Source organism: Nocardia sp. NPDC003482 (genome assembly GCF_053588115.1).
Genome location: NZ_JBSFPI010000027.1, coordinates 23,293 through 38,767, shown reverse-complemented (window position 1 = coordinate 38,767; position 15,475 = coordinate 23,293). Strand labels below are relative to the sequence as shown.

The 15,475-nt window shown below is 70.2% G+C and carries 16 protein-coding genes and 1 pseudogene; 8 read left to right on the top strand and 9 right to left on the bottom strand.

Translation table 11 applies throughout. The annotated features are described in order from the left end of the window. The first annotated feature begins 21 nt into the window (after nt 1–21). On the top strand, nt 22–735 hold the full coding sequence (locus tag ACWDSJ_RS32230) for a YoaK family protein (RefSeq protein WP_450036420.1): 714 nt from the start codon (nt 22–24) through the stop codon (nt 733–735). Here the strand turns inward: ACWDSJ_RS32230 and ACWDSJ_RS32225 are convergent. The 5 genes from ACWDSJ_RS32225 to ACWDSJ_RS32205 are packed head-to-tail and all read right to left on the bottom strand — an operon-like array spanning nt 727 to nt 5,572. Continuing rightward, entirely contained in the window at nt 727–1,605 is an 879-nt protein-coding gene (locus tag ACWDSJ_RS32225) for a phosphoribulokinase (RefSeq protein ID WP_387370787.1), read from the bottom strand. The two genes, ACWDSJ_RS32230 and ACWDSJ_RS32225, sit on opposite strands and share 9 nt — an antisense overlap. A 25-nt stretch (nt 1,606–1,630) precedes the next feature. Then, entirely contained in the window at nt 1,631–2,695 is a 1,065-nt protein-coding gene (locus tag ACWDSJ_RS32220) for a class 1 fructose-bisphosphatase (RefSeq protein WP_450036418.1), read from the bottom strand. Between the two features lie 17 nt (nt 2,696–2,712). Further along, on the bottom strand, nt 2,713–3,681 hold the full coding sequence (locus ACWDSJ_RS32215) for an AAA family ATPase (protein ID WP_450036417.1): 969 nt from the start codon (nt 3,679–3,681) through the stop codon (nt 2,713–2,715). Continuing rightward, nucleotides 3,678–4,109, bottom strand: coding sequence for a ribulose bisphosphate carboxylase small subunit (locus ACWDSJ_RS32210; protein ID WP_450036415.1), 432 nt, complete (start codon nt 4,107–4,109; stop codon nt 3,678–3,680). The genes ACWDSJ_RS32215 and ACWDSJ_RS32210 overlap by 4 nt, the downstream gene beginning before the upstream one ends. 26 nt (nt 4,110–4,135) lie before the next feature. Then, nucleotides 4,136–5,572, bottom strand: coding sequence for a form I ribulose bisphosphate carboxylase large subunit (locus ACWDSJ_RS32205; RefSeq protein ID WP_450036414.1), 1,437 nt, complete (start codon nt 5,570–5,572; stop codon nt 4,136–4,138). 125 nt (nt 5,573–5,697) lie between these two features. Between ACWDSJ_RS32205 and ACWDSJ_RS32200 the strand changes: the two genes are divergently transcribed. Beyond that, entirely contained in the window at nt 5,698–6,585 is an 888-nt protein-coding gene (locus tag ACWDSJ_RS32200; RefSeq protein WP_450036413.1) for a LysR family transcriptional regulator, read from the top strand. Nucleotides 6,586–6,606: 21 nt separating this feature from the next. Here the strand turns inward: ACWDSJ_RS32200 and ACWDSJ_RS32195 are convergent, their stop codons facing one another. Both ACWDSJ_RS32195 and ACWDSJ_RS32190 read right to left on the bottom strand, forming a co-directional pair. After that, nucleotides 6,607–7,842 (bottom strand): MFS transporter, encoded by a 1,236-nt coding sequence (locus tag ACWDSJ_RS32195; protein ID WP_450036412.1) that lies wholly within the window; start codon nt 7,840–7,842, stop codon nt 6,607–6,609. After that, nucleotides 7,839–8,756 carry an LLM class flavin-dependent oxidoreductase gene (locus ACWDSJ_RS32190; protein WP_450036410.1) on the bottom strand — a complete coding sequence of 306 codons (918 nt, stop codon included), beginning with the start codon at nt 8,754–8,756 and terminating at the stop codon, nt 7,839–7,841. Before ACWDSJ_RS32190 ends, ACWDSJ_RS32195 begins: the two co-directional genes overlap by 4 nt. Before the next feature lie 114 nt (nt 8,757–8,870). Here ACWDSJ_RS32190 and ACWDSJ_RS32185 point away from each other — a divergent pair, with 114 nt between their 5' ends. The 4 genes and pseudogenes from ACWDSJ_RS32185 to ACWDSJ_RS32170 all read left to right on the top strand — a co-directional run. Further along, nucleotides 8,871–9,350, top strand: coding sequence for a MarR family winged helix-turn-helix transcriptional regulator (locus tag ACWDSJ_RS32185; protein ID WP_387370771.1), 480 nt, complete (start codon nt 8,871–8,873; stop codon nt 9,348–9,350). A 16-nt stretch (nt 9,351–9,366) separates the two neighbouring features. Beyond that, complete coding sequence (locus tag ACWDSJ_RS32180; protein ID WP_450036408.1) at nt 9,367–9,810, top strand: hypothetical protein; 444 nt, start codon at nt 9,367–9,369, stop codon at nt 9,808–9,810. Nucleotides 9,811–9,850: 40 nt separating this feature from the next. Beyond that, nucleotides 9,851–10,555: an alpha/beta fold hydrolase gene (locus ACWDSJ_RS32175; RefSeq protein WP_450036406.1), complete on the top strand. Its 705-nt coding sequence runs from the start codon at nt 9,851–9,853 to the stop codon at nt 10,553–10,555. 214 nt (nt 10,556–10,769) lie between these two features. Beyond that, nucleotides 10,770–11,162 (top strand): annotated as a pseudogene (locus ACWDSJ_RS32170) (alpha/beta hydrolase); the annotation flags it as partial. 510 nt (nt 11,163–11,672) lie between these two features. Here the strand turns inward: ACWDSJ_RS32170 and ACWDSJ_RS32165 are convergent. Then, nucleotides 11,673–12,254, bottom strand: a complete 582-nt coding sequence (locus ACWDSJ_RS32165; protein WP_450036404.1) for a TetR/AcrR family transcriptional regulator — start codon at nt 12,252–12,254, stop codon at nt 11,673–11,675. 80 nt (nt 12,255–12,334) lie between these two features. Between ACWDSJ_RS32165 and ACWDSJ_RS32160 the strand changes: the two genes are divergently transcribed. Next, nucleotides 12,335–13,294, top strand: a complete 960-nt coding sequence (locus ACWDSJ_RS32160; protein WP_450036403.1) for an NADP-dependent oxidoreductase — start codon at nt 12,335–12,337, stop codon at nt 13,292–13,294. A 682-nt stretch (nt 13,295–13,976) separates the two neighbouring features. After that, complete coding sequence (locus tag ACWDSJ_RS32155; protein WP_450036402.1) at nt 13,977–14,681, top strand: GAF and ANTAR domain-containing protein; 705 nt, start codon at nt 13,977–13,979, stop codon at nt 14,679–14,681. 12 nt (nt 14,682–14,693) lie between these two features. Here ACWDSJ_RS32155 and ACWDSJ_RS32150 read toward each other — a convergent pair whose 3' ends face one another. Next, the gene (locus ACWDSJ_RS32150; protein WP_450036401.1) at nt 14,694–15,428 is read right to left on the bottom strand and encodes a hypothetical protein; all 735 of its coding nucleotides are present in this window, start codon (nt 15,426–15,428) and stop codon (nt 14,694–14,696) included. Nucleotides 15,429–15,475 lie beyond the last annotated feature (47 nt).

The window sequence follows — 15,475 nt, the reverse complement described above, 5'->3', positions numbered from 1 at the left end:
AGGCGTTGCTAGCCTGTCGCTGTGACTCCGCAACCCACCGACTCCCCCGAGCCGTTCTGGAATCTGGAGACCCGGCTCGCGTCCGCCCTGCTGATCCTGGCCGGATTCATCGGCGCCGCCGCCTACACCCACTCCGCGGGCTACTTCGTCACCTTCATGACCGGCAACTCCGAACGCGCCGTGCTCGGCGGCTTCCTCGGCGACGCGGCCCTGGCCATCGGCGCGGCCGGGCTCATCGCGTGCTTCCTCGGCGGGGTCGTGGTCGCCTCGCTGTGCCGCCGCCACTGGTGGCGCAACCACCCGCACGGCGCGACCGTGCTCACCACCGCCGCGCTCATCGCCGCCGCCCTGGTCGACTCGGTGCTGTACTGGAACGACAACGACCTCGGCCTCACCCCGATCCTGTTCGTCGCGTTCGGGATGGGCGCGCTCAACACCTCCTTCGTCCGCGGCGGCGAGGTGTCCATCCCCGTCACCTACGTCACCGGCACTTTGGTGAAGATGGCCCAGGGCATCGAACGCCACCTCGCCGGCGGCACCCACCGCGACTGGCTCGGCTACGCCGTGCAATGGGGGTCGTTCATGCTCGGCGGACTGCTCGGCGGCCTCGTCGGTGTCGTCGTCGCCGGCCGCGACATGCTCTACGCCGCCGTCGTCGGCTCCCTCATCGTCGCCGTCTACACCTGGCTTGCCGACCTGCGCTGGTCGCGCCGCGCCAACGCGCGGCTACCGTAACCGCTTGGGCCGCTTGTCCATCAACCGCAGGATCAACGGCGTGAAGATCAACTGCATCGCCAGATCCATCTTCCCGCCCGGCACCACGATCGAATTCGGCCGCGACATGAACGAATCGTGCAGCATCGACAACAGATACGGGAAGTCGATCACCTTCGGATCGGCGAACCGGATCACCACGAACGACTCGTCCGCCGTCGGAATCGACCGCGCGATGAACGGATTGGACGTGTCCACCGTCGGCACCCGCTGGAAATTCACATACGTGCGGGAGAACTGCGGGCAGATGTAGTTCACGTAATCGGGCATCCGCCGCAGGATCGTATCGATCACCGCCTCCGAGGAGTAGCCGCGTTCGGTCTTGTCGCGGATCACCTTCTGAATCCACTCCAGATTGATGATCGGCACCACCCCCACCAGCAGATCGGTGTAGCGGGCCACATCCACCTCCCCGCACACCGCCGCCCCGTGCAACCCCTCGTAGAACAGCAGATCGCTGCCCGGCGCGAGTTCCTCCCACGGGGTGAACGTCCCCGGTTGCTGCCCATAGGGTTTCGCCTCGGCCTCGTCGTGCAGATAGCGGCGCACCATCCCCACCCCGGACTGGCCGTAGTCGCGGAACAACGTCTCCAACTCCGTCAGCAGATTCGCCTCCGGCCCGAAATGGGAGAAATGCAGATCCCGGTTCTGCTCGGCGGCCAGCATCGCCGCCTTCATCTCGCCGCGGTCGTAGCGGTGGAACGCGTCCCCCTCCACGATCGCCGCGGTGAGCCCCTCCCGGCGGAAGATCTCACAGAACGTGCGGGTGACACTGGTCGTGCCCGCACCCGAGGATCCGGTGATGGCGACGACGGGATGTTTGAACGACATCGAACCTCCACTGCGGCAACACGATTCAATGACGGGCGGGACGGAACAACGACCGCGTCCCGAACAGCGACGCGTCGAAACTCGGCCCCTCCTCCGGTTCGCGGTGATAGCGCTCGATGCGCTCGACCTCGTGGCGCGACCCCACGATCAACGGCACCCGCTGATGCAACGCGGTCGGGGTCACCTCCAGCACCCGCTCGTGCCCGGTGCTGGCCGCCCCACCGGCCTGCTCCACCACCAACGCGATCGGATTCGCCCCGTACAGCAACGACACCCGCCCCGGAGCGCGGGTGTCGTACGGGTACAGATACACCCCGCCGCGGGTCAGGATGTGGAACACGTCGGCCACCAGCGACGCCACCCACCGCATGTTGAAATCACGCCCCCGCGGCCCCTCGGCGCCCTCCAGGCATTCGCCCACATACCGGCGCACCGGCCGCTCCCAGAACCGTTCGTTGGCGGCGTTGATCGCGAACCCGGACGTCTCCGGCGGGATGCGCATGCGCGGATGGGTGAGCACGAACGCCCCCACCTCCCGATCCAGGGTGAACCCGTCCACCCCGCTGCCGGTGGTCAACACCAGCATCGTCGCCGGACCGTAGAGGGTGAACCCCGCGCACACCTGCGCCGCCCCCGGTTGCAGGAAGTCCGCCGCGCGCACCTCCCGCCCCTCCGGGGCCCGCAACACACTGAAGATCGTGCCCACCGGCAGATTCACGTCGATGTTCGACGACCCGTCCAGCGGATCGAACACCAAAAGGTACTTCCCGCGCCGGAATTCGGCGGGCACCGGATGAAACCCGTCCATCTGCTCGGACAACAACCCCGCCAACGGCCCGGTCCACTGCGATTCGGCGATGATGATGTCGTTGGCGATCGCGTCCAACCGCCGCCGCCCCGCCGCGGACGCATCCTCGTCGTCGCGCTCGCCGAAGGACCCGGCGATGCGCCCGCGCGTCACCCGATTCGCGACGATCTTGGTGGCGGTGGCGACCACGTTGATCAACGCCGAGAACTCCCCGGACGACCCGGGATGGCGATGCTCCTGATCGATGGTGTAGCGGGTCAACGTCACCAGGCCCTCGGGCATGACGTGTGCCTTTCTGCTCAGCCCGACGCGGCGAACACGCTCGAACCGTGCACATCCGCCGCGGTCAGGGTCATCAGGTCCGCGCGGCGCAACGGCCGCCCCAACTCGATCAGCCGTTTCGCCTGCCGCAACCGGCACCGGTCCAGCGCGTTGCGGACACTGCGCGCGTTGGCGAAGCGCGGGCGCGCCATCCGCAACCGCAGATACTGCGCGAACGCCACGTTCGCGTCGGCGTCGAACCGGAAATTCTGGTGCGCCACCATCAGTTCCGCGATCGCCAGCAACTCCTCGGGGCTGTAGTCGGGGAACTCGATGTGATGGGCCACCCGCGAGGACAGGCCCGGATTGGCGGAGAAGAAGGTCTCCATCCGATCCGGATAGCCCGCGAAGATCACCACCAGGCTGGTGCGTTCGGTCTCCATCTCCTGCAACAGGATCTCGATCACCTCCTGCCCGTAGTCGCGTTCGTTCTCCGGCCGGAACAGGTAGTACGCCTCGTCGACGAACAACACCCCGCCCGCGGCCTTGGCGAGCGCCTCCTTCGTCTTCGGGGCGGTGTGCCCGATGAACTGCCCCACCAGATCGTCGCGGGTCACGGTGTGCACCTTGGGTTTCCGCAGATAGCCCAGCGCGTGCAGCATCTCCGCCATCCGCAACGCCACCGTCGTCTTGCCCGTGCCCGGGCCGCCGGTGAAACTCATGTGCATCGTCGGACGCGTCGAGGACAGCCCGAAGCGGGCGCGGGCCCGATCGATCAGCAGCAGCGCCGCGATCTCACGCACCCGCCGCTTCACATTCGCCAACCCCACCAGCTCCGCGTCCAACCGCGCCAGGGTCGCCTCCACCTCCGTGGCGGCGTCGTCGGCGGCCAGATCCAGCTCCGCGTCCTCACCCAGCGGCGGCGGCGCCTCCACCTCCGCAGCGGCCGGTGCGGTGCCCGGCCGGTGCAGGCGAAATCCGGTGTCGGACATGGCGTTCCCGCTCACGACGGGTCCTGCCCGTAGCGGGCGCCCGCGGGGGCGTCGGTGGCGTAGGCGTGCAGCTGGTAGCGCTGGCGGCGGTCGTCGCCGTCGGTGCGCGTGAGCCGGAACCCCGGCTCGGTCGGCGGGCGCGCCACCAGGAAACTCAACGCCGTGGTCTGGCGCCCGTAGCGGGCGTCGTAGGCGGTGAGGCGAATGTAGTGGCGCGGGAACGTGGCCCGGCAGGCCGCGATCTCGGCCAGCACCCCGTCGGGTTCGTCCAGATCGAACAACGGCAGCCCCCACATCTCCCAGTACACGTTGCGCGGATGCGGATCGTCGGTGTACTCGATCGACACCGGCCAGTTGTTCAGCAACGCGTAGCGCACCTGCGCGGCGATCTCGTCGTCGGTGAACGCGGGCAGATGCGAGAACGTGCCCTGACGCAGAAACATTGCGGCTCCTCGAGTTTCAGCGGATTTCAGCGGCTCGCCGTGGGCACGGCGTCCGGGGCGTCGGTGGAGGTGTAGTCGAAGGTCACATCCCCCCACGTCGCCAGCGCGACATCCAGCGGCCGCGACACCGCCGCCGCGCGGCGCAGCACCTCCGGCCCCTCCGCGAGCAGATCCCGGCCCTCGTTGCGGGCCTTGACCACCGCCTCGAGCGCCACCCGGTTGGCCTCCGCGCCCGCCGCGATGCCCAGCGGATGCCCGATCGTGCCGCCCCCGAACTGCAGGATCACATCATCGCCGAACAGATCCAGCAACTGATGCATCTGCCCGGCGTGGATGCCGCCCGAGGCCACCGGCATCACCCCCGGCAGGCTCGCCCACTGCTGATCGAAGAAGATCCCGTTCACCGGGTTCGCGGGAATGTGGTTGTCGCGCAACGTGTCGTAGAACCCGCGCACCGTGTGCGGGTCGCCCTCGAGTTTCCCGATCACCGTGCCCGCGTGCAGATGATCCACCCCGATCAACCGGCACCACTTGGCCAGCACCCGGAAACTCACCCCGTGGGTCTTCTGCCGCGTATAGGTGCTGTGCCCGGCCCGATGCAGATGCAGCAGCATCCCGTTGCGGCGCGCCCAGTGCGACATCGACTGCATCGCGGTGTAGCCGACGGTCAGATCCATCATGATGATCACGCTGCCCAGCGATTTCGCGAACTCGGCGCGCTCGTACATGTCCTCCATCGACGCCGCGGTGACATTGAGGTAATGGCCCTTCAATTCCCCGGTTTCGGCGGCGGCGCGGTTCACGCCCTCCATGGCGAACAGGTAGCGATCACGCCAGCGCATGAACGGCTGGGAGTTGATGTTCTCGTCGTCCTTGGTGAAATCCAGCCCACCCTTGCACGCCTCGTACACCACCCGCCCGTAGTTGCGCGCCGACAGACCGAGTTTCGGTTTCACCGTCGCCCCCAGCAACGGCCGCCCGTACTTGTTGAGATACTCCCGTTCCATCACGATCCCGTGCGGGGGACCGGGGAAGGTCTTCACATACGCGATCGGGATCCGCATGTCCTCGAGCCGCAACGCCGCCAGGGGTTTGAACCCGAACACGTTCCCGATCACCGACGAGGTGAGGTTCGTGATCGACCCCTCCTCGAACAGATCGAGATCGTAAGCCACATAGGCGAAGTACTCACCCGCGCGGCCGGGCACCTCCTCCACCCGATAGCATTTGCCGCGATACCGGTCGTGCGCGGTCAACCGGTCGGTCCACACCACAGTCCAAGTGGCCGTGGACGATTCGCCCGCCACCGCCGCCGCGGCCTCCACCGGATCCACCCCCGCCTGCGGGGTCACCCGGAACACCGCCAGCACATCGGTGTCCGACGGCTGATAGTCCGGATCGTAATATCCCATCGACGCATAGGATTGAACGCCGGGATCCCACCGGTCTTTTCCCTCGGCCATCGTTCCTCCCGGAGCTGGGGTCGCCTCACCGTGCCGATTCAGCATGCGGGCGCACCGGTCGGGGGGACAATCCGATTGTTCCTCGTCTCGCTCAACCGAATCGTTGAGTTTGCTACCGTCTGTGGATGGGAACCGTGAGCGCGGTCCGCATGCAGACCTTCCTCGCCGTGGCCCGCCACGCCTCCATCCGCCGCGCCGCCGCCCAACTGCACATCACCGAGGCCGCCGCCTCCGCCGCGGTCGCCCACATCGAAAAACAGTTGGGCGCCAAGCTGATCGCCAAATCCGGGCGCGGCATCACCCTCACCGAAGCCGGCCGCGTCTACGCCGAATACTGCCGCAGCATCCTCGGTTTGATGAACGAGGCCCACGCCGCGGTGCGCCGCGCCGAAACCGGGCGGCTGCGCATCGGCGTCGTCGCCACCGCCGGGGAATACGTGCTGCTGCGGCTGCTGGCGTCGTTTCGCGACCGCTACCCCGATATCGAGGTCGGGCTGTCCATCCACCCCCGCGACCTGCTGTTCATCGAATTACAGCACCACGAAACCGATCTCGTCATCGCCGGGCGCCCGCCGCGCGACACCGGGCTGATCGTGCGCGCGCGCCGCCCCAGCCGCCTCGTCGTCGTCGGCGCCCCGCACCGCTGCCCCGACCCGCGCACCGCCACCTGGCTGCTGCGCGGGCAGGGCTCGGGCACCCTGGAAACCACCCTCGCCCTGCTCGACCGCCTCCAGATCCGCCCACCCACCCTCACCCTCGGCACCCACGGCGCGGTGCTCGCCGCCGCGCGAGAAGGGTTGGGCGTCACCCTCATCCACAGCGACGCCGTCGAAACCGACCTCGCCGAGGGCACCCTCGTCGCCCGCCCCGTCGACGGCACCCCCCTCGACCGCCCCTGGCACGCCGTCACCACCCGCACCCCCACCCCCGCCGCGCGACTGTTCATCGCCCACATCATCGACCCCGACCAGGTCGGCGCCCACGCCTTCCACCCCTGCGGACCCCGCACCTGACCCGTCGAAAACCGTTGCCGGTCAGCGTGATTCGCGCACCCCGGGGGACGGGTCACCGCCGACCTTCGATGTCCCGGCCGCGCGCACCGCGGGCGCGTTCACCACCCACGACGCCACCAACGCCACGACCGCCAGCGCCCCCACCACGAGGGTGAACGTGATCCCCGCGCTGCGCAGCCCCCACCACCGCACCGCCAACCCCTCACCCACCACCGGCACCGAGATCGCCAGGTAGGCAACGACGAACAACGTCGAGATCACCTCCGCGCGCCGCTGCGCGGGAGCCGCCTCCGCCAGCGCGCGCACACTCTTGGAGAACGTCACCCCCTGCCCCGCCCCGGCCACCACCGCCCCCGCCACCAGCCACACCCACGACCCCGCCAGCAACGCCACCAGAATCCCCCCGATCCCCACCACCAGCACCCCACAGCCCGCCACCAACGCCACCGCCGTGGGCACCGGCCGCACCAGCACCTGCGCCACCGCCGACGCCGCGAAGATCACCCCCACCACCAGCCCCGCCACCGCGTGATCGGACACCCCCAGAATCCCCGACAGGAACGTCGGCACCACCGCGGTGAACAACCCCAGCACCGCGAACCCCGCGAAACTCGCGATCGCCGCGGGCACGAACACCGCCCGCACCGACGACGGCACCGAAAGCCCCTGCGGCGCGGGCGGTCTGCGCGAGGTCACCGGCACCGTCTCCGCCACCGCCAACAGGCCCGCGGCCGCCACCGCCAGCAACACCAGATGCACCACGAACGACAACTGCAACGGCCACCGCGCGTACCGCACCAACACCCCCGACAGCACCGGCCCCAACCCCAGCCCACCCATGTTCGCGATCGTCGCCGCCACCGCCGCGAACTCGCGCCGCGCGGGCGGGGCCGCCTCCACGATCGCCACCGTCGCCGTCCCGGTGAACACGCCCGCCGACAACCCCGACAACCCGCGCCCGATCAGCAACTGCCACACCGGGCCCGCCGTCACGAACACCAGCGAACTCGCCGCCGCCAACCCCAGCCCCGCCGCCAGCATCGGGCGGCGCCCCACCACATCCGACCAGTGCCCCACCCCCACCAGCGCCGCGATCACCCCCACCGCGTAGGTGGCGAACACGATCGTCGTGGTGAGCACCGAGAACCCCAGCTTCGCCCCGTACAACCCGTACATCGACGTCGGCAGCGTCGTGCCCAGCATCACCACCGCGAACGCGTACACCAGCAGCGCGGCCGAATACCCGCGCCCGCTCACGCCAGCCCCGGCACGATCTGCGCGGCCACCCGCTCCATCTGCTCGGCCTCGTCGAACAACGGCGTGAACAACACCAGCTCCGCGCCCGCCGCGATCACCTCCCGCACCCCCGCCACACACTGCTGCGGTGTCCCCGTCACCGCCACCGGCGCGAAAGCGGTTGTGCCATACAATTTTTCGAGAGCGTCCTCCACCCGTCGCCGCGCCCGGTCCGTGTCCTCGTCGACGGCGATGTAGACGCGTTTGGCGATCGGGAACCCCGCCGCGTCCCGGCCCGCCGCGGCGAGTTCGGCGCGCAGCGTGCGCACCTGCTCGGCGAACGCCGCGGTCGTGGCCGACCCGGCCCCGAAGAACCCGTCCCCTAAGCGCGCCGCGCGCCGCAGCGCGTTCGGATGCCCGCCGCCGAACCACACCGGCGGGCCCGGCTTCTGCACCGGGCCCGGCAGGATCCGCGCGTCCCGCAACTGCCAGAACCGGCCCTCGAAATCCACACGCGGGCGCGACCACAACGCGCGCATCACCTCGATCCCCTCGGTGAACCGGGTGATCAACCCCTCCGGGTCGATCCCGAACGCCGCGAACGGCCGCCGCGTGCCGCCGCTGCCCACCCCCACCTCCACCCGGCCCCCCGACAGCTGATCCAGCGTCGCCAGCGACCGCGCCAGATGCACCGGACTGTGCAACGGGGTCACCAACACCGCGCAACCCAACCGCAACCGTTCGGTCAGCGCCGCCGCGTAGGTCATCGTCTCCACCGCCCCCAACTGCGGCATCGCGTTCATCGTGAGCACCTGCTCCTGGGTCCAGCCACTGTGGAAACCCAGCTCCTCGGCGCGGCGCACATAGGCCCCGAACGCGCGCGGGTCGAACTCACCGTCGGCGTAGAACTGCGGAATCGAGATCGCGTAGCGCATACCAGCCCCAACACGACCCCCGCCGCGTCGCATTCCCGCCCCGCGAACGCCAGGCATACTGGTCGTCACGGAAAACGGCCCCAGCGGCCCCGACTCGACCAGGAGCGACCCCCCATGATCCACGACGCGCACACCCGCAGCGCCGAGGAACTCGCCGAGGCCGCCGATCTCTACCTGGCCCTGGGCCGCATCACCCGCCTGCTGCGCCGCTCCGGCGACCTCGGCTCGCTCAGCCCCGGCGCGGCCGCCGCCCTGGCCACCCTCGTCCGCGGCGGCGCCATGCGCCTGGGCGACCTCGCCGCCGCCGAACGCGTCACCGCCCCCACCATGTCCCGCATCGTCACCGCCCTCGAGAAACTCGGCTACCTCGAACGCTTCGCCGACCCCGTCGACGGCCGCGCCCAACTCCTCGTCGCCACCGACCCCGCCCGCGACCTCGTCAACGGCCTCACCTCCGCCCGCATCCACCGCTTCGCCACCGCCCTGGACACCATCGACGCCGAAGACCGAAAAGTGTTGACCCGGGCGCTGACTCGGCTGGTGGAGTTGCTCGACGAACAGCCGGATAATCCCGGCGGTTCGCGTCGGGTGTGAGGGAGGGAGGAGACCCGTGGCGGGGGAAAGAACATGGGAGGACCTGGTTCCCGAACTCTGCGACGTCGCCGTGAAACACGGCGGGACAACATATTTGAGCGACGGCCAGGTGATCGTCTCGGCGAAGGAGTTCGTCCCCACCGACCACTCCGCGCGCAGCATCGTCATCACACGCTTCGACGATGAGACGGTCCGGATCCGGACAGGGTGGTGCATCGACAGTCTCGCCGACCTGACCATCGCCGAACCCGGCCGCCTGTCCTTCGTGGCGAGCCTCATCGACGCGATCTGCCTGGGGGGAGCCGAGGAACACGCGTTCCTCGACAGCGACGGGCGATGGACCGGGGTCGCCTGGCGTATCCGCACGCCACGGGGAGCGGGAGTCACCCACGGGGACTTCGATGGCCCGCACGGCAGGGCGGTCCATCGGCTCGAGGCGTGGGGCGCACCCTCCTCCTGAGGCACTCCGAAACCCTCGGCGCGCCGCGTAGATTGCCCCCATGGCCACCTTCGCGTTCATCCACGGCGCCGGAGACGTCGGCTGGCACTGGCACCTCGTCGAAACCGAACTCCGGGCCCGCGGCCACGACACCGTCGCACCCGATCTGCCGTGTGACGACGATTCGGCCGGGCTCGTCGAGTACGCCGACACCGTGCTCGACGCCCTCGGCGACCGCGGCGACGTCATCGTCGTCGCGCAATCCTTCGGCGGATTCGTCGCGCCCCTGGTGTGCGAGCGGGCGGCGGTGAAACTGCTGATCCTCCTCGCGCCCATGATCCCCGCACCCGGCGAGGCGCCCGCCGACTACTGGACCCACACCCGCTACCACGACGAACCCCGCGAAGCCTTCGACGACGTGTTCTACCACGACGTCCCACCCGACCTCGCCGCCGCGGCCCGCGCCCGCGGACGCACCCAATCCGAGACCCGCATGCGCGAACCGTCCCCCCTGCGCGCCTGGCCCACCACCCCCACCCGCGTCCTGCTCTGCCGCGACGACCGCCTGTTCCCACCCCCCTACCTGCGCCGCGTCGCCCACGACCGCCTCCACCTCACCCCCGACGAAATCGACGGCGGCCACACCCCCGCCCTCAGCCGCCCCACCGACCTCGCCGACCGCCTCGAAAACTACGCCGCCGAATACGGCCTCCACCACCACATTCCGGCGCTTCCCGCCGAAAACCGTTGCGACACAAGCGATTGAGTTCCCGCACACCTCCCTCTCCGACCGGGTGAGATTCGAGAGGCTGGACGATCGGTCGCACACACATCGCGACTCGACCACGAGAATCGCGGCAACACGCACATCCCGAACCATCGCGGGGCCTCGGTCGTCCCCCGGGCCTGCGAAAAGATTGACCGCGACCCCCCACGGGTAAGGAACCCACCAGCCACAGCCATCACACCCGGGGGGACCCATGCCCGAAACCACCACGCCCACACCCACTTTCCTCTTCATCCACGGCCTCACCAGCACCAGCTACTACTGGACCCCCGTCATCCGCGAACTCGCCCTCCTCGGCCACCGCGGCCTGCCCAGCGACCTCCCCGGCCACGGCCTCGACGCCGCCCCCATCCCACCCGCCTACCACACCCAGAACATCCCCGAATTCCTCACCGCCCCCTCACCCCTGGCCTCGATCACCGTGCAGGACAACGTCTCCCACGTCATCGACGTCGTCCAACGCGTCCGCCACCACGGCCCCGTCGTCGCGGTGGCCCACAGCCTCGGCGGCATCACCCTCGGCCTGGTCGCCAACGCCATCCCCGACGCCCTCGACCGCCTGATCTACCTGTCGGCGTTCTGCCCCTCCACCCCCGAGGCCCCCAGCGCCATGGCCCTGAGCCGCACCCCCGAAGCCACCACGGGCGTCCCGGTCCCCGACCCCCACCACTCCCTGTTCCTCGGCCCGGAACCGGTGTCGCGCGGCCTGATCCGGTTCAACCTGCGCTCCCCCGATCTCGCGGCCGTCGAGGACTTCCGCCGCACCAACATGCCCGAGGCCACCCTCGACCAAACCCTCACCGTCCTCAACTACGGCATGCAACCCGAGGACGCCGCCCACACCAGCCTCGCCGACGCCCGCATCGACCCCGCCACCTGGGGCCGCGTCCCCCACACCTACATCCGCCTCACCCTCGACCACGTCATCACCCCGGCCCTGGCCACCAAGATGATCACCGACGCCGACCAGCGCACCCCCGCCAACCCCTTCACCGTCCACACCCTGGCCGCCGGACACGTCGGCGTCATCCTCCAAGCCCGCGCCCTCGCCGCCCTGCTCGTCACCCACTCGCGCCGAACCCCCACGCGCCCAGCCTCATTCGCCCCCCGCGGGCGGACGCAAACCGTCCAGCACCACATTCAGCAGACGATGCGCCTGCGCGGCCTGCGCGGGCGGGCGCGCCACGGTGAACACGCCGATGAGATGCGCCGCGACATCCTCCGCGGTCACATCGGCGCGCAACTCACCCGCCGCGCGACCCGCCGCGAGGATCTCACCCACCGCCGCCAACAACTCCGCCCGGGTGCGAGCATGAGCGATCTCCCCGGACTCGACCATCGCGCGCAGCGTGTCGAGCATCCCGTTCTTGGTCGCGATCCACTCCCCGAACAGATCCATCCACCCGCGCAGCGCCGCCGCCGGAGGCAGGCGCTCGAGCAACTCGCGAGCACCGGTCGTCAACCGCTCCACTTGCCCCCGATACACGGCGTCCACCAGCGACTCGCGGGTGGGGAAGTGCCGGTAGAGCGTGGCGATGCCGACCCCGGCCTCCCGCGCGATCGCCCGCATCGACGGCTCGGCGTCCGCCTCGGCGAACAACCGCGTCGCCACCGCGAGCACCTGGTCACGGTTGCGGGCCGCGTCCGAGCGCGCGGACCGGATCTCCCTCTCGGTCAAACGGATCACGCTCCGTTTGTGTTATCGTGGCGCACGGAACAGGAGCGTAGTCCGTTTCTCCCGACCCCGAGGAGGCCAGCATGCCCGACGGCAGCACCCCGACACCGGCGAGCCCGAGCAGAGCGGTGCGGCTCGAATCGTTCGGCGGCCCGGAAGTCCTTGCGCTCCAAGATGTTCCCGTACCGCAGGCGGGTCCGGGGCAGATCCGGGTGCGCGTCACCGCGGCCGGGCTCAACCCGATGGACTGGTTCATGACCTCCGACGAGCAGACCGCCGCCCGATTCGGTCTGAGCCTGCCGTGCGGATTCGGCACCGACTACGCGGGCGTGGTGGACCAGGTCGGCGACGGCGTCACCGGTTTCGCGCCCGGCGACCGCGTGTTCGGCGGCGTCCTGTCCCGCGCGATCGCCGACCACGTCATCATCGACGCGGCCGGGACCATCGCGCACGGCGGCCAGGCCCACCACACCCCCGACGGGGTCGACGACCGCACCGCCGCCGTCCTCACCATCGCGGGCTGCACCGCCGCCGCCGCGCTCACCGTCGTCGCCCCCGCACCCGGCGACACCGTCCTCATCGGCGGCGCCGCGGGCGGGGTCGGCGTATTCGCCGTCCAACTGGCCCGTCGCGCCGGAGCGCGCGTCCTCGGCACGGGATCGGCGACCTCCGCGCGGTTCCTGCGCGACCTCGGCGCCGACCCGGTCACCTACGGCGACGGACTGCCCGACCGCGTCCGCGCCCTGGCCCCCGACGGCATCACCGCCGCCATCGACCTGCACGGCACCGAAACCGCTTACGCCGCACGAGAACTCGGCGTCCCCGACGCGCGCATCACCACCATCGCCGGGCAGATCGACGGCATCACCCCGGCCAACGGCGCCGACGCCGCCCCCGGCGCTCTCGACGAGATCGCCCGCCTGGTCGCCGCGGACGAGCTGCGGGTTCCGATCGCCGCCACCTTCCCGGTCGAGCGGATCCGCGCCGCGGTCGAGCTCCAGGCAGGACGGCACGTGCAGGGCAAGGTCGTCGTCGAACTGTAGGGGTGATCCCTGAGCGCCTGTGGTACGGCGATCGGTGCGAGCCACGTCTTCCTCAGCCCCGGCCGGGATCGAGACTCCGGCGCGGGGGTGGCATCGCCCAGCGGAGCGCCGAGCTCGGACGACGACCAACACCAAAATTGTTGGCGCACAACAGGTCCGCACACGCGTACCGAGCGCGCCCAGTGTGAATTGCCGCCTCATCGCCGAATGCCTCCCCGCCCTGCGAATTCCGGCAACCCCGACCTGCTGGACACATCACCCACCGTCGTCCTCGCCCGCCGATGTCGACACGCCGCCGCGGGTGGCCGAAACGGCATCAGTGGTGAAACTCGTTGGTTCGCAAGAACTTTCGAGCCGACCTCACCCACCCGACACGCACGGCCGAATTCCGGGGGATGCGCCCGGGAACCGTTCGTGGGAAACTGGGGAAGCCGGTGTATCCGGTGGCCCGCCCGATCGGTCGAGTTGCCTCGACCCCCGACTCCTCGTGGGGTTCGGTTCGACCACGCCCAGGAGACGCGGCCCGCGGTGCAAGCGGGTTTCGGCTGCTCCGATCGAGATGATGTCGTCGCGCTCCCCTGACCGCGGCACGAACACGCTGAGCAGGCGCCCGGGGCGGGCGTCGCGAGGGTCCTCACGATCTCCAGGCCAGCGGGCACACCCACACGGATCGGAGCGACCCATGAACGGGCGCACCCACACCCGCCTGCACGCCGCGATCGCGGCGATCGGGCAACCCGTCCCCGCCGCGACCTGGGGACACCGCATCTGCGCGGCCTGCGTCACCTGCCTGCCCGGCGTCGACGCCGTCGCGGTCACCCTGCGCGCCGACATCGACAGCCTCGAGATCTTCGGCAGCAGCTGCGACTGGGGCCAGAACCTCGAAGACGCCCAGTACGGATTCGGTGAGGGACCGGCACGGGACGCCTACGCCCTGCGCGCGGGCGAACCGGTCAAATCCGTACAGATCGAAAGCGACCCCCGCTGGCCCATCTTCGGCGCCTACGCCGCGACCGTCAACGCCGGCGCCGTCACCGCCCTCCCACTGCGACTCGGCGCCGCCCACTTCGGCTCGCTCGACCTGTACTCCGCAGGCGCCCAAGCGATTTCCGACCGCACCCACGACGACGCCACCACCCTGACCGCACTCACCGGCCGCGCACTGGCCGAGGAGAACGACCAAGCCCCCTGGCGCATCCGCTCCGAGGTCGTCTACCACGACGTCGACACCGCCTGCGGCATGCTCGCCGCCCGCAGTGACTACACCCTCGCCGACGCCCTCGCCCGCCTCCGCGCCCACGCCTTCGCCACCGACCAAACCCTCTCCTGCACCGCCGCCGACGTCATCGCCGGCTGCGTGAACCTACTCCCCGACGCCGCCGACTGACCCACACCCGGATCAGTAATCCAAGACGTGCTCGGGCTGACACACCTGCATCGGCGACGGCAGATACCGCACCACCGCGTCGAGCAGCGCCGCAAGGTCCGCGCTGCGCGGCGCCGCGTCGCACAGCACCGGCACCACCTCCCCGACGAGCGTGCGGGCACGGATCCGGTCGGGCAGATCGTCGGGCACCCCCGCCTCCGGCGCGTCCGACACCGCCGCCACCAAACCGCGATACCAGCGCCGCGCGAGTTCCCAACGCCCCCCGAAGAATTCGCTCTCCAACGGCGCCCGCGACCACATCGTCACCAGATCGACGATCCCCAGAAACCCCGGCCCCACCCCCACCGGGATCTGCACCGGCACCGGGACCGCGCCGCGCGCGGCGGTGATCACCCGCAGGGCGCGGCCGAAATCGGCGGCGGGGTGGGCGAGGTCGGTCACCAGGCACAGCCTCGCGACCTGATGGTCGTCGGCCACCCGCAGCACCGTCTCGAGCCGCGGATCGGCGTCGGCCGCGCCGGCCAGCACGATCAGCCCGTCGGCGACCGGGATCGCGCGCTCGACGTGGGCGATCGGGGCGCGGGTGGACAGCTCGGTGAGGTGCATCGTGTGCTCGTGCCAGCGCAGCGCGGCCGCCGTGCCCGATCCCGTCGCCACCAGCCGCCGCACGATCCGCCGCGTGTCCCCGGGGTCCCCGGCGATCGTCACGGTGCGGATCGCCTGCGGGTCAATGTCATTCGTGCCCACCGACCGAACCGTACCGGTTGGCACGGATTCACGGAACCGTTCCCATT

Bases quoted from the DNA above. Each gene is read 5' to 3' on its own strand.
- ACWDSJ_RS32225 (WP_387370787.1), bottom strand. From the start codon at position 1,605: ATGTCGTTCAAACATCCCGTCGTCGCCATCACCGGATCCTCGGGTGCG.
- ACWDSJ_RS32220 (WP_450036418.1), bottom strand. From the start codon at position 2,695: ATGCCCGAGGGCCTGGTGACGTTGACCCGCTACACCATCGATCAGGAG.
- ACWDSJ_RS32210 (WP_450036415.1), bottom strand. From the start codon at position 4,109: ATGTTTCTGCGTCAGGGCACGTTCTCGCATCTGCCCGCGTTCACCGAC.
- ACWDSJ_RS32205 (WP_450036414.1), bottom strand. From the start codon at position 5,572: ATGGCCGAGGGAAAAGACCGGTGGGATCCCGGCGTTCAATCCTATGCG.
- ACWDSJ_RS32200 (WP_450036413.1), top strand. From the start codon at position 5,698: ATGGGAACCGTGAGCGCGGTCCGCATGCAGACCTTCCTCGCCGTGGCC.
- ACWDSJ_RS32190 (WP_450036410.1), bottom strand. From the start codon at position 8,756: ATGCGCTACGCGATCTCGATTCCGCAGTTCTACGCCGACGGTGAGTTC.
- ACWDSJ_RS32185 (WP_387370771.1), top strand. From the start codon at position 8,871: ATGATCCACGACGCGCACACCCGCAGCGCCGAGGAACTCGCCGAGGCC.
- ACWDSJ_RS32175 (WP_450036406.1), top strand. From the start codon at position 9,851: ATGGCCACCTTCGCGTTCATCCACGGCGCCGGAGACGTCGGCTGGCAC.
- ACWDSJ_RS32160 (WP_450036403.1), top strand. From the start codon at position 12,335: ATGCCCGACGGCAGCACCCCGACACCGGCGAGCCCGAGCAGAGCGGTG.
- ACWDSJ_RS32155 (WP_450036402.1), top strand. From the start codon at position 13,977: ATGAACGGGCGCACCCACACCCGCCTGCACGCCGCGATCGCGGCGATC.